Below are 13,384 nucleotides of genomic sequence, written 5' to 3'. Positions count from 1 at the left end.
CGACAACACCCGTTGTCAGGGGACGCTGACAGGGTGGGTACATGACCGACGCGACCCGAGCATCCGCCCTGACCATCCTGCGACGGCTCGTCGGGTCGGATACCGCCGACTTCCATGACGGGCAGTACGAGGCAATCTCGACGCTGGTCGACGACCACCGCCGGGCCCTCGTCGTGCAGCGCACCGGCTGGGGCAAGTCTGCCGTGTACTTCGTCGCAACCCTGCTGATGCGCCAGCGCGGCGCGGGACCGACCGTGCTGGTCTCGCCCCTCCTCGCACTCATGAGGGACCAGATCGAGGCGGCCGGCCGCGCAGGGGTTCGCGCGGTGGCCATCAACTCCACCAACGCCCACGAGTGGGCTGATGTGGTGCGACAGCTGGACCAGGACGAGGTCGATGTGCTCCTGGTCTCGCCGGAGCGGCTCAACAACCCGCAGTTCCGGGAGCAGCAGCTTCCGGCGCTGGTCGCACGAATGGGCATGCTCGTCGTCGACGAAGCACATTGCATCAGCGACTGGGGCCACGACTTTCGGCCGGATTACCGGCGGTTGCGCGACCTCATCGGCCAGCTGCCTCCTGGCATCCCCGTGCTCGCCACGACGGCGACAGCCAACAGCCGGGTAGTGGCGGATGTCGCCGACCAGCTGGGAGCTGATGGAACTCACGTCGTCACCATCCGCGGCCCCCTTGCTCGCGCATCGCTGCGCCTCGGCGTGCTGCGCCTACCGGACTCGAAGACACGCCTCGGCTGGCTGCTCAGCCACCTCGACCAGCTGCCAGGATCCGGCATCATCTACACCCTCACCGTGAGTGCGGCGGAAGACACCGCACGCCTGTTGCGCGACGCGGGCCATGCCGTGCGTGCCTACACCGGGAAGACCGACACGGGCGAGCGTGAGGAGTCCGAGGGCATGCTCAAGCGCAACGAGGTGAAAGCACTCGTCGCCACCAGCGCGCTCGGGATGGGTTTCGACAAGCCGGACCTCGGTTTCGTACTGCATCTGGGCGCACCCTCATCACCGGTCGCCTACTACCAGCAGGTGGGACGCGCCGGCCGGGCAACCGACAACGCCGACGTGCTGCTGCTTCCCGGAAGCGAAGACCCCGAGATCTGGCGCTACTTCGCCACGGCCTCGATGCCGGACCGCGAACGGGCGGAACGGGTCATCGCCGCACTGGACCGGCAATCAGCCACCTCGACGCCGGCGCTGGAAGCCCGCGTGAACATCCGTCGCACACCGCTCGAACTCCTGCTCAAAGTGCTCGATGTCGACGGCGCCGTTCAACGGGTTCAGGGCGGCTGGATCTCCACCGGGCAGCCATGGACCTACGACGCCGAACGCTACGAGCGGATCGCCGCAGAGCGCGTTGCCGAGCAACGTCACATGGTCGACTACGAACGAGGCGACGGTTGCCGGATGGAGTACCTGCAGCGATCACTCGACGACGAGACCGCGGCACCGTGCGGGCGTTGCGACAACTGCGCCGGAGCCTGGTACCCGACGTCCGTCGAGCCGACCGCCGCCGCTTCGGCAAGCGCCTCCCTGGACAAGGTCGGTGTACCACTTGAACCGAGGGCGCAGTGGCCCATGGGTGCGGATCGGCTCGGTGTGCCGGTGAAGGGCCGCATCAACGCCGACGAGCGGATGCTGGAGGGCCGGGTGCTCGCCCGGCTCACCGACCTCGGCTGGGGCGGCACCATGCGGGAACTCTTCGCCGCGGGCGCGGTCGATACCGCCGCTTCCCCCGCCATGATCGACGCCTGCGTGCGGGTGCTGGCGGAGTGGGGGTGGGCGGAGCGCCCGGGTGCCATCGTCACGGTGCCCTCCCGTACGCATCCGCTCCTCATCGAATCAGTGGCTGCCGGCTTGTCAGCGGCGGGGCGGTTGCCCCACCTCGGCTCCCTCGAACACGCGGGCGGCGGGCCGAGCGGTGAGCCGGGCGGCAACAGCGCGTACCGCCTGGCTGCCGTGTGGGACCGGTTCGCTGTCCCCCAGGACCTGGCGGACGACATCCGGACCCTGGAGCGGCCCGTCCTGCTGATCGACGACCTGGTGGACAGCCGGTGGACCATGACGGTCGCGGCTCGTACGCTGCTCCAGGCCGGCGCGCCGGCGGTGCTCCCGTTCGCCCTGGCAGTGCGCGGGTGACCGCGGCTACCGCAGCTTCGGCGAGTGCCGCTTGTACGGCGAGACGCTCTTCTTCCCGGGAACCCAGAAGCGCCACGGGTAGTCGTCTCCCCCGCCCGGCCCGGACAACCCGGTGCGGGGGCCGGTGAGGAAGTCGCTCTCCTCGTCGGCCAGCTGAAGCCGGATGCGACCCGTCTCCAGGTCCACTCCCCCGTCTCTCAGCGCAATCCCCATCGCGACCGTGAGCCTGGCCGGCCCGCGTGCGAGGTCTGCATCGTTGCGCGTCGTCAGCCGTCGGCTGCGGGCCAGCTCGATGCCCTCCACCACCTCACCGGCACGCAGCAGGAGGCCGGATGCCGTCCCGTCCGGTGAGCAGACCACGTTCGCGCAGGTGTGCATGCCGTAGGTGAAATACGTGTACAGGTGCCCGGGCTCGCCGAACATCACCGCGTTCCGGTTCGTCTTGCCGCGGAAGGCGTGCGAGCCCGGATCCTGCGCCCCGAGGTACGCCTCGACCTCGGTGATTCGAATGGCCACCCGGCCCTCCGGCGAGTCAGCGGTGAGAGTTGAACCAAGGATGCGCGGGGCCACCTCCAGGGGAGAACGCGCCAGGAAGTCACGATCGAACGACATGCCGGCCCTACTGCCCCTGGACCAGGACGCGAACCCGTTCGGTGAGCGCAGCGAGCTGCTCACCCACGCGCTCCGGGGCGGTACCGCCTGCCCCGGTTCGGGACGCAATGGACCCGGCAACCGTCAGCACCGAACGCACGTCAGGCGTGAGTAGCGGTGCGACCTGGGCGAGTTGTTCGTCACTCGGCTCGTGCAGTTCCAGCCCGTTGGCCTCACAGAACGAGACCAGTGCACCGCTGATCTCGTGCGCCTGGCGGAACGGGACCCGCTGGGTGACGAGCCATTCCGCCACGTCAGTGGCCAGCGAGAAGCCCTGCGGCGCCGATTCGGCCATCCGTTCGACATTGAACCTGAGCGTTGCCACCATGCCGGTGAAGGCGGGAAGGAGCACTTCCAGGGTCTCTACCGAGTCGAAGACCGGCTCCTTGTCCTCCTGGAGGTCGCGGTTGTAGGCCAGCGGGAGGCCCTTGAGGGTGGTCAACAGCCCGGTCAGGTTGCCGACGAGCCGACCGGACTTCCCGCGAGCGAGCTCAGCGATGTCGGGATTCTTCTTCTGCGGCATGATCGATGATCCGGTCGAGTAGCCGTCATCCAGGGTCACGTAGCCGAACTCGCGGGTGTTCCAGATGATGAGCTCTTCGGCCAGGCGAGAGAGATTGATGCCGATCATCGAGGCGATGAAGGCGAACTCAGCGACCACGTCGCGGCTGGCCGTCGCGTCGATCGAGTTCTCGGTGACACCGCTGAGGCCCAGGTCGGCTGCCACCAGTTCCGGGTCGAGGCCGAGCGAGCTGCCGGCCAGCGCACCAGCGCCGTACGGCGACAGCGAGGCCCGACCACGCCAATCACGCAGCCGTTCGATATCCCGCACCAGCGGCCAGGCGTGGGCGAGAAGGTGATGGGACAACAGCACCGGTTGGGCGTGCTGAAGGTGAGTGCGGCCCGGCATTGCAGCGTTCGGATGCGCATCAGCCTGGGCGGCGATCGCGTCGATCAGGTCAACCACCAGGTGACCGATCGTCGACGCATGGTCGAGCAGGTAGAGGCGGATGAGCGTGGCAATCTGGTCGTTGCGGCTGCGGCCGGCCCGCAGCTTTCCACCCAGCTCCGCGCCGGCGATGGCGATCAGGTGCCGCTCCAGCGCCCCGTGGACATCCTCGTCGGACTCCTCGGCCGTGATACTGCCATCGTCGATAGCCGCGGCGAGGGTGTTCAGCGCTGCGAGCATCCGCTCCTGTTCCTCGCCGGTCAGGTAGCCGGCGGCCGCCAGCGCTGTCGCGTGGGCGCGGGAGCCGGCGATGTCGTACGGCGCCAGTTGCCAGTCGAAGTGGGTCGACTTGCTGAGCCTGGCGAGCTCGGGAGACGGACCGCCGGAGAAACGTGCGCCCCAAAGAGAGCCGGCGTTGGTGGTGTGGTTGGAGTCACTCATGTGTTGATTCTTGTCCTGTCTCGGCAAGCTCGACTGGTCTCGATACTTCGACAAGCTCAGCACAGGCCTCGCTCCGCTCGCTCGACCCGCTCTTCTCCAGGAGCCAGAGCAGGAGGGCCTTCTGGGCGTGGAGGCGGTTCTCCGCCTCATCCCAGATAACACTCTGCGGCCCGTCGATGACGTCTGCCGTGACCTCGAACCCGCGGTCGGCGGGCAGGCAATGCAGGAACAGCGCGTCGGGGTTGGCCAGCGACATCAACTGCTGGTTGACCTGGTACTCGCCGAGCAGGGCGACGCGTTCGGCCTTCTCCGACTCCTTGCCCATCGACACCCAGGTGTCGGTGACGACGACATCCGCACCGGAAACCGCCTTCACCGGGTCTGTGTAGAGCGTGACGGATGCGCCGGTCTTCTCGGCGGCCTTCCTTGCCGAGGCGACGACGGCATCCGTCGGTGCATAGCCTTCCGGCGACGCGACTCGCACGTGCATCCCGGCTGTCGTACCGGCGAGCAGGTAGGACTGCGCCATGTTGCAGGCGCCATCGCCGAGGAATGCGACGGTGAGCCCGGCGAGCGTTCCACGGTGCTCCCGGATGGTGAGCAGGTCGGCGAGCAGCTGGCAGGGGTGGAAATCGTCGGACAACGCGTTGATGACGGGCACCGTGGTGCCTGCCGCCATCTCCTCGAGCCCGCTCTGCGCGAAGGTACGCCAGACGATGGCCGCGACCTGGCGCTCGAGCACCCGCGCCGTGTCCGACGGGGTCTCCTTGCCGCCGAGCTGACTGCTCTCGATGCCGAAGATCAGTGGAACCCCGCCGAGGTCGGCAATCCCGGTGGCGAACGACACCCGGGTGCGAGTGGACGACTTGTCGAAGATGACGGCAACCGTCTGTGGGCCGGCGAGTGGCTTTTGGGAGAAGCGGTCGGCCTTCAGCTCCAGTGCCAGCTCGAGGATCTCCGTCTGCTCGGCCTGGGTGAGGTCGTCGTCCCGAAGGAAGTGCCGGGTCACGGTGTTTTTCACTGTGTTTGTTTTCACTGTGTTTGTCTTCATTGGGCCGCCTCCAGGGTCGCGGCGAACAGTTCCAGGAACTCCGCCACTTCGTCGTCACCGACGATGAGGGGTGGCGCCAGGCGGATGCTCGACTCGTTGGCCGCGTTGATGATCAGCCCTCGCTCCAGGGCTGCCGCCGACAGCTGCTTGGCGATCGGGTCGACCAGGCCGATGCCGATGAGCAGTCCTTGACCGCGCACCTCGGTGACCAGCGGCGAGCCGAGAGCCCGGATACCGTCGCTCAACTGCTTGCCGCGACGCTCAGAGTTGCCGATCAGGTCTGCACGTTCGATCTCGTCGAGTACGGCGAGCGCGGCGGCGGTGACCAGCGGGTTCCCCCCGAAAGTGCTGCCGTGGTGGCCTGCCTGGTACAACCCGGATGCACGGCCGAAGGTGACCAGCGCACCGATCGGAACACCGCCACCCAGCCCCTTGGCCATGGCAACCGCATCCGGAACAATGCCGTGCTTCTGGTAGGCGAACCAGGCGCCGGTGCGTGCGATTCCGGTCTGGATCTCGTCGATGATGAGCAGGGCACCATGCTGGCTGGTCAGCTCACGCGCCCGAGTGATGAAGCCCTCCGGCAGGTCGACTACTCCTGCCTCGCCCTTGATCGGCTCGAAGATGAGGGCGGCGACCGTGTCGTTGATCGTGGCCTCGAGAGCCTCGAGGGTGCTGTCGATGTGCTCAACGCCGCCGGGCATCGGACCGAATGGGTCCTGCAGCGCCGGCTTTCCGGTCAATGCGAGTGAACCCATGGTGCGGCCGTGGAACGAGTTGGTCAGCGAGATGATCCTGGTGCGCTTGCCGCTGCTGTTGAGCCTGGCGAGCTTGAAGGCGGCTTCCATCGCCTCAGCCCCGGAGTTGCCGAAGTAGGCCCGCCCTTCTGCTCCGGCCCCGGTGATCTGCTGAAGCCTGGCGGCCAGGCCGATCTGCGGCGGGGTCGCGAAGTAGTTGGAGACGTGCGAGAGCGTCGCGATCTGGTGGGACACGGCCGCCACCAGCACCGGATGCGCGTACCCGAGTGAGTTCACTGCGATCCCACCCAGGAAATCGAGGTACCGCTTGCCGTCAACATCCCAGACGTGGCAGCCCTCACCACGCTCCAGCACCGCGAGCGGGCGCGAGTATGAGCCCATCATGACGTCGGCATAGCTATCCCGGTAGGCGTCGCTGGTGACGGGCAGGCTCATGAATTGCTCTCTTCTGCTGATGGGGACTGTGCTGGTCTACTGAACTGGTCTGTACCTGCCTGGTCGGGCACGACTTCGGTGCCGACGCCTCGGTCGCTGAAAATCTCCACCAGGGTGGAATGGGGAACGCGGCCGTCGATGATGGCGGCCTTCGCCACTCCCCCGACGACAGCATCCAGGCAGGCGGTCATCTTCGGGATCATCCCCGCTTCCAGGCTCGGAAGCAGCTCGGTGAGTTCTGAGACAGTGATCTGAGAGACCAGGGAGTCGCGGTCGGGCCAGTCACGATACAAGCCGGCGACATCCGTCAGCATGATGAGCTTCTGAGCGCCCAGGGCGACGGCGAGCGATGCGGCCGCTGAATCCGCGTTGACGTTGAGCGCCTGGCCGGGCTGGTCGGCGTCCGGAGCGATGGACGACACCACAGGGATCCTGCCGGCGGCGATCAACTCGCGCACAACATCGGGGTCGACAGCGTCGACATCGCCAACGAATCCGAGGTCGACCGGCTTGCCATCGACCACCGTTCCCCTCCTCCGCCCGGAGAACAACCCGGAAGTCTCTCCGGACACTGGCACAGCGAAGTCCCCGTGCTGGTTGATCGCCTCAGCGAGCTGGTGGCTGACCTGGCCGGCAAGGACGTCCCTGACTACGTCGATCGCCTCCGGGCTGGTCACCCGCAGGCCGCCGCGGAACTCACTGGCGATGCCGCGACGATCCAACTCGGCCGAGATCTGCGGGCCACCACCATGGATGACGACAGGGTGGATGCCGACGTGGTGCAGGTACACCATGTCTTCCGCGAACGCCCGCTCCAGCTCGCGGTCGACCATCGCGTTTCCGCCGAACTTGATGACGATGACCTGGCCGTGGAAGTGCTTCAGCCAGGGAAGTGACTCCACGAGGGTTTGCGCCCTCGCGGTGATCTCCTGGCTGTTCGGTGAGTCGGCCATCAGCTGGAGTACGCGCTGTTCTCATGCACGTAATCGTGCGTGAGGTCGTTGGTCAGGATGGTGGCCGTCTCATTGCCGGCGTTCAGAGCGATCTCGAGATGAACCGCTCGGGGGGTGAGATCGACGAGTTCGCGGGGCTGGTCCGGTTCCCCGGCGTGGCACACCCGGACCCCGTTCATCGACACGTCGACGGTGTACGGGTCGAACTCTGCCGACGTGGTGCCGATGGCGGCGAGCACCCGTCCCCAGTTCGCGTCGTTTCCGAACATGGCCGCCTTGAACAGGTTGTTCCTGGCCACTGACCGGCCGACCTCGATGGCGTCGTCTTCGGTGACCGCCCCGGTCACCTCGATGGTGATCTCGTGGCTGGCGCCCTCGGCATCCGCCATTAACTGCTGTGCGAGGTCGGTGCACACCTGGTCCAGCGCGCTCTGGAACTCGTCGAGGGGTGGGCGGATGCCCGAAGCGCCGGATGCCATCAGGGTCACCTGGTCGTTGGTGGACATGCAGCCGTCTGAATCGAGCCGGTCGAAGCTGAGCCGGGTGGCCGCCCGCAGTGCCGTGTCGAGGTCGTTCGCCTCGAGCACGGCGTCGGTGGTGATGACGACCAGCATGGTTGCCAGTCCGGGGGCGAGCATGCCGGCACCCTTGGCCATGCCGCCGATCGACCAGCCGCTGCCCGACGAGACGGACATCTTGGGGTGGGTGTCGGTCGTCATGATGGCCGTGGCGGCATCCGTTCCGCCGTCAGCGCTGGCGGCGGCCGCTGCAGCGCGCACGCCGCCCAGGATCTTCTCGCGGTCCAGTTGCAGTCCGATGAGCCCGGTCGAGCACACCAGCACGTCGCCGGCCGACACGCCCAAGGCGGACGCAGTCTCCTCGGCGGTGGCGTGCGTCACCTGGAAGCCTGCGGTTCCGGTGAAGCAGTTGGCCCCGCCGGAGTTGAGCACGATGGCCGAGGCGACGCCGTCTCCGATCGCCTGCTGCGACCACAGGATCGGGTTGGCCTTGGCGCGGTTCACGGTGAACACGGCGGCGGCGGCGTTCAGCGGACCCTGGTTGACGACGAGGGCGACATCGAGCCCACCGGAGGATTTCAGTCCGGCGGCAACTCCGGCGGCGGTGAATCCCCGGGCTGCGGTGACGCTCACGGTGCGACCCCGTTCGTGGAAAGTCCGGCAGTCTCGACCAGCCCGAGCGCCACGTTCATCGACTGGACCGCAGCACCGGCTGTGCCCTTGACCAGGTTGTCGATGACCGAGACCACGATCACGCGGCCGACCGCTTCGTCGATCGCCAGGCCGATGATGGCGGTGTTGGCGCCGAGCACGTCAGCGGTCTTGGGAAACTGGCCCTCTGGGAGCACGTGCACGAACGGTTCATCGGCGTAGGCAGACTCCCAGGCCTCGCGTACCGCCGCGGCGCTGACGCCTGGGGCGAGCTTCGCGGTGGAGGTGGCGAGAATGCCGCGGGACATGGGCACCAGCACCGGGGTGAAGGAAACCGTGACATCAGAGCCGCCGGCCGCGACCAGGTTCTGGATGATCTCCGGAGTGTGCCGATGCGTGCCGCCGACGGCATAGGGCGCTGCTGAACCGTGGATCTCACTGGCCAGCAGGTGCGGCTTCAGGGCCTTCCCTGCACCGGAGGTGCCGACTGCGAGAACCGAGACCAGGTCATCCGCCTGGATCACACCCGAGCGGATGCCCGGGGCGAGCGCCAGCGTGATGGCTGTGACGTTGCAGCCGGGGACCGCGATCTGGCCGGCCCCCACCAGCTTGCCGCGCTGGGTGCCGCCATCCGCCAGCAACAATTCGGGAAGGCCATAAGCCCAGGCGCCGTAGTAGTCGCCGCCGTAGAACGCCGCCCAATCATGCTCGCTGGTCAGCCGGTGATCGGCGCCGCAGTCGATGACCAGGGTGTTCTCGCCGAGCTCGGCGGTCAACTCCCCGGACAATCCGTGCGGCAGCGCCACGAAGACCACGTCGTGTCCGGCAAGGTTCTCCGGCGTGGTATCGACGAGGGTGAGGTGATCGAGGGACCGCAGGTGCGGCTGCACCTGGCTGAGCGGCTGACCGGCGTTCGAGTGCGCGGTGACAGTGGTGACGGTGACGTCGGGGTGGCCTGCAAGAAGTCTCAGGACCTCCCCGCCCGCGTAGCCGCTTGCGCCGGCGACGGCGACGGAAAGAGACATTTCTCTACCTTAATGCGAGTGAATGGACAGGAGGCCGGAGGCGGCGACGCTGCGTGACCTGCTGACAGAAAAAGTCAGCGGCGCGGCGTCGCCGAAAGTCGGCGCGCACGCAGAACAGCTGGGCGACGGTTGCCCATAATCGTTCCGCGAAGGTTGTCCACGGATTCAGATTAGCGGCAGCCGCACGCAATTACGAAATCCGCGTGTGGATCAGCACGCATGGATCAGCACGCGTGAATGAGCACAGTGAGATCACTCTCGCAGAGTCGCCCCGAAGCGTTCGGTCGCCAGGGCAACACCGGCCAACTTGGCTTCGGTTGCCTCGGCGGCTGTCAGCGTGCGATCCCCGGCTCGGAATCGCAGGGCGAAGGTGAGCGACTTGTGGTCGCCATCGACGCCGGACCCGCGGTAGTCGTCGACCAGCCTTACCTCTTCCAGCAGGTCGCCCGCTCCCTCCGCGACGGCCGCTTGCACGGTGCTGGCGGGGATGTCGCGTGACACCACGAGGGAGAGGTCCTGGGTGGCCGCCGGGTACGACGAGATCGGCTTCGTCGCCACCTCGCGCATCCCGCTGTCGATCAGCACGTCAAGGTCGAGCTCGAGAACAGCGACCACGCGCGGGAGGTCGAGCTCGTCGGCGATGGACGGCAGCAGTTCCCCGGCGATTCCCACCACGGTGTCACCGGCATACAGTTCGGCGGTGCGGCCGGGGTGCATTGCCGGGTGATTCCCTTGCTCGACCCGCAGGCTGGCGCCCACAGCGGCAGCGAGTTGGTGTGCCGCCGCAACAGCATCCGCGACGGATGACGGGACCGGGCTGAGCGCCGGCTGCTTGGATACCCGGTCGCCGAGGAACAGCGCGCCGGCGTGCCACGGCTGGGGTGGAATTCCATCGTTCAACTCGGACAGGCGTTCGTCACCCGGATGCTGGTTGCCCACCGGCAACCGACCGCTGCCGTAACGACGATCGGCCTCTGGGAGGAACACCATCCCGACCTCGAACAGCGCCAGGTCGGTGAGGCCCCTGGACAGGTTGCGGCGGGCGGCGTCGAGCAGGCCGGGAAGAACGGTCCGGCGAAGCAGCGCCACCTCGGCGTCGAGCGGGTTGGCCAGCTTCATCGCCGGGGCGTCGCCACTGAACATCCGGTGCGTGGATTCGGAAAGGAACGGGTACGGCTGCACCTCGGTCAGTCCGTTCGCCGCCAGCATGTTCGCCACCGACCGGCGCAATCGCTGCGACCGGGTCAAACCGCGCCCGGGAGGGGCGACCGGGAGTACGGAGGGGATGCGGTCGTAGCCGACGATCCGGGCGACCTCTTCGGCAAGGGTGGGCTCATCGGTGAGGTCCGGGCGCCAGCTCGGCGGTGTCGCCTGCAGCCCGCCGTCCACGTCTTCCAGCTGGGCGCCGATCGCCTCGAGCGCCGAGCCGATCTCCTGGTCTGTGTAGTCGACCCCGACGAGGGCTGAAACGAAGCCGTCGCGGAGCACGATCGGCGTGGGCGCCGACGCCTCGAACAACGATGACCCGACAGCGTCGATGGTTCCGCCTGCCAGTTCGACCAGCAGCTCGGCGACGCGGGCGGCTGCGACGGCAGCGACCTTCGGGTCGACGCCGCGCTCGAAGCGCTTGGAGGCCTCACTCGGAAGCTTGTGGCGCCGCGCGGAGCGGGCGATCGAGATCGGGTCGAAGTTCGCGGCTTCGATGAGCACCGACGTCGTCGTGTCGGAGATCTCCGTGTCGGCACCGCCCATGACTCCGGCCAGGCCGATCGGGCCGGACCCGTCGGTGATCAGCAGGTCTTCTTCGTGCAGCTTTCGGGTCTGGTCGTCGAGGGTGACCAGTGTCTCCCCGACGTTCGCCCGGCGCACGGTGATGCCGCCGGTGAGCTTGTCCAGGTCGTAGGCGTGCGTCGGCTGGCCCAGTTCGAACATCACGTAGTTGGTCACGTCGACCGGCAGGGAGATGGACCGGATGCCGGCCAGGCGCAGCCTGGACGCCATCCACGACGGCGTCGGCCTGGTCGGGTCGATGCCGCGCACGACGCGGGTCATGAACACCGAGCAGCCAACCTGGCCGCGCATCGGGGCGTTGTCTTCCACGGTGACGGTGAATCCGGTTGCCGGGGTTCCGGCAAGCTCTACAAGCGAAGTCCGCAGGGCGGGGTCGTGGAACGCTGCTCCGGTCGAGTTGGAGTATTCACGCGCAACGCCTCGCATCGACAGGGCGTAGCCGCGGTCCGGGGTGACGTTGATCTCGACCGAGTAGTCGTCCAGTCCGAGGAGGCTGATGGCGTCTAAGCCGACCTGAGGATCAAGTCCGAGCTCGGTCAGGCGGAGGATGCCATCGTGCTCATCGCCGATGCCGAGCTCCTTGACGGAGGCGATCATCCCGTCGCTCACGTGACCGTACGTCTTGCGGGGGAGAATCGGGAACGGTCCGGGCAGCACAGAGCCCGGAAGCGTCACCACGACCTTGTCGCCGGCGAAGAAGTTGTGGGCGCCGCAGACGATTCCCCTGATGTCGCCCTGGCCCACGTCAACCTGGCACCAGCGAATGGTCTTGCCGTTGGCCTGCGGCTCGTCGACGAACTCGACGACCTGCCCGACCACGATCGGACCGACCAGTTCACTGCGGTGGATCGCTTCTTCTTCCAGGCCGACGCGAACGAGCGCCGCCTGGATGTCTTCGGCCGTGGCATCCGCCGGAATCTCGACGAATTCACGCAGCCAGGAGATCGGGACGCGCATCAGACCACCATTCCGAACTGCTGGGAGAAGCGGATATCGCCCTCGACCATGTCGCGCATGTCATTCATGTCGTTGCGGAACTGCAGGGTGCGCTCGATGCCCATTCCGAAGGCGAAGCCCTGGTAGACCTCGGGGTCGATGCCGGCCGCTCGAAGCACGTTCCGGTTGACCATGCCGCACCCGCCCCACTCCACCCAGCGGGCGCCGCCCTTGGCATTAGGCTGCCAGACGTCCATCTCGGCGCTCGGCTCGGTGAACGGGAAGTAGTTGGGGCGCAGGCGGATCATCGCCTCGTCACCGAACATGGCGCGGGCCAGGTGTTCGAGGGTGCCGCGCAGGTGCGCCATGGTGAGGCCCTTGTCGATGGCGAGGCCCTCGATCTGGCGGAAGACCGGGGTGTGCGTGGCGTCGAGCTCGTCGGTGCGGTAGGTGCGTCCGGGCGCGACGACGTAGACCGGCAGCGGGCGCTCCAGCAACGAGCGGATCTGCACCGGTGATGTGTGCGTGCGCAGCACCAGGTGCGCGTCGACCGGCTCGACGAAGAAGGTGTCCTGCATGGCGCGGGCCGGGTGGTCCTCGTCGAAGTTCATGGCATCGAAGTTGAACCACTCGTTCTCGAGCTCCGGCCCTTCCGCGATCTCCCAGCCCATGCCGATGAACACGTCGCTCATCTGCTCCTGCAGCAGGGTGAGCGGATGGCGGGCTCCCGGCGTCCAGCGGCTGGCCAGCGCCGTCACGTCCACGGCCTCGGCGGCGAGCTTCTCGGTCTCCTCCGCGGCCAGGATCGCGGCTTCCCGCTCGGAGAACGCCTGGTTCACCCGCCCGCGGGCCGTGCCGATCAGCTGGCCTGTGGCCGCCTTCTCGTCCTTCGGCACCTCGCGCATCAGCGCGTTCAGGCGCGACAGCTCGGATGCCTCGCCGAGGTGAGCGGAACGCACCGCCTTCAATGCGGCGGAGTCGGTCGCCGTATCGATGGCCTCGAGGGCTGCGGCAACCGCGGCGCCGACGTTCTCTTCAGTAATAAGTGGGGATGCAGACACGAGGCCCAAGTTTA

General features: G+C 67.4%; 10 protein-coding genes. 1 reads left to right on the top strand and 9 read right to left on the bottom strand.

Annotated features, from left to right (window positions below):
• The first annotated feature begins 41 nt into the window (after positions 1-41).
• Complete coding sequence (locus ACX3PH_RS09100) at positions 42-2,150, top strand: RecQ family ATP-dependent DNA helicase (protein WP_459091659.1); 2,109 nt, start codon at positions 42-44, stop codon at positions 2,148-2,150.
• Between the two features lie 6 nt (positions 2,151-2,156).
• On the opposite strand, the gene ACX3PH_RS09095 is transcribed toward ACX3PH_RS09100, so the two are convergent.
• From ACX3PH_RS09095 to pheS, 9 genes are all read right to left on the bottom strand, one after another.
• Positions 2,157-2,762 carry a DNA-3-methyladenine glycosylase gene (locus tag ACX3PH_RS09095; protein WP_459091657.1) on the bottom strand — a complete coding sequence of 202 codons (606 nt, stop codon included), beginning with the start codon at positions 2,760-2,762 and terminating at the stop codon, positions 2,157-2,159.
• 7 nt (positions 2,763-2,769) lie between these two features.
• Positions 2,770-4,191, bottom strand: coding sequence for an argininosuccinate lyase (gene argH, locus ACX3PH_RS09090; RefSeq protein ID WP_459091655.1), 1,422 nt, complete (start codon positions 4,189-4,191; stop codon positions 2,770-2,772).
• On the bottom strand, positions 4,184-5,200 hold the full coding sequence (gene argF, locus ACX3PH_RS09085; protein WP_459092390.1) for an ornithine carbamoyltransferase: 1,017 nt from the start codon (positions 5,198-5,200) through the stop codon (positions 4,184-4,186). Before argF ends, argH begins: the two co-directional genes overlap by 8 nt.
• Before the next feature lie 38 nt (positions 5,201-5,238).
• On the bottom strand, positions 5,239-6,435 hold the full coding sequence (locus ACX3PH_RS09080; RefSeq protein WP_459091653.1) for an acetylornithine transaminase: 1,197 nt from the start codon (positions 6,433-6,435) through the stop codon (positions 5,239-5,241).
• Positions 6,432-7,388 carry an acetylglutamate kinase gene (gene argB / locus ACX3PH_RS09075; RefSeq protein ID WP_459091651.1) on the bottom strand — a complete coding sequence of 319 codons (957 nt, stop codon included), beginning with the start codon at positions 7,386-7,388 and terminating at the stop codon, positions 6,432-6,434. Before argB ends, ACX3PH_RS09080 begins: the two co-directional genes overlap by 4 nt.
• Positions 7,388-8,539 carry a bifunctional glutamate N-acetyltransferase/amino-acid acetyltransferase ArgJ gene (gene argJ / locus ACX3PH_RS09070; RefSeq protein WP_459091649.1) on the bottom strand — a complete coding sequence of 384 codons (1,152 nt, stop codon included), beginning with the start codon at positions 8,537-8,539 and terminating at the stop codon, positions 7,388-7,390. Before argJ ends, argB begins: the two co-directional genes overlap by 1 nt.
• Positions 8,536-9,582 carry an N-acetyl-gamma-glutamyl-phosphate reductase gene (gene argC, locus ACX3PH_RS09065; RefSeq protein WP_459091647.1) on the bottom strand — a complete coding sequence of 349 codons (1,047 nt, stop codon included), beginning with the start codon at positions 9,580-9,582 and terminating at the stop codon, positions 8,536-8,538. Before argC ends, argJ begins: the two co-directional genes overlap by 4 nt.
• Positions 9,583-9,834: 252 nt before the next feature.
• A complete protein-coding gene (gene pheT / locus ACX3PH_RS09060; RefSeq protein WP_459091645.1) occupies positions 9,835-12,330 on the bottom strand; it encodes a phenylalanine--tRNA ligase subunit beta in 2,496 nt (831 codons plus the stop codon).
• Positions 12,330-13,370, bottom strand: a complete 1,041-nt coding sequence (pheS, locus tag ACX3PH_RS09055) for a phenylalanine--tRNA ligase subunit alpha (RefSeq protein WP_459091643.1) — start codon at positions 13,368-13,370, stop codon at positions 12,330-12,332. Before pheS ends, pheT begins: the two co-directional genes overlap by 1 nt.
• Positions 13,371-13,384: the final 14 nt, after the last annotated feature.

This window comes from Homoserinimonas sp. A520, assembly GCF_054489245.1.
This window is presented reverse-complemented; position numbering and strand designations above follow the sequence as displayed.

Bases quoted from the DNA above. Each gene is read 5' to 3' on its own strand.
- ACX3PH_RS09100 (WP_459091659.1), top strand. From the start codon at position 42: ATGACCGACGCGACCCGAGCATCCGCCCTGACCATCCTGCGACGGCTC.
- ACX3PH_RS09095 (WP_459091657.1), bottom strand. From the start codon at position 2,762: ATGTCGTTCGATCGTGACTTCCTGGCGCGTTCTCCCCTGGAGGTGGCC.
- argH (WP_459091655.1), bottom strand. From the start codon at position 4,191: ATGAGTGACTCCAACCACACCACCAACGCCGGCTCTCTTTGGGGCGCA.
- ACX3PH_RS09080 (WP_459091653.1), bottom strand. From the start codon at position 6,435: ATGAGCCTGCCCGTCACCAGCGACGCCTACCGGGATAGCTATGCCGAC.
- argB (WP_459091651.1), bottom strand. From the start codon at position 7,388: ATGGCCGACTCACCGAACAGCCAGGAGATCACCGCGAGGGCGCAAACC.
- argC (WP_459091647.1), bottom strand. From the start codon at position 9,582: ATGTCTCTTTCCGTCGCCGTCGCCGGCGCAAGCGGCTACGCGGGCGGG.
- pheT (WP_459091645.1), bottom strand. From the start codon at position 12,330: ATGCGCGTCCCGATCTCCTGGCTGCGTGAATTCGTCGAGATTCCGGCG.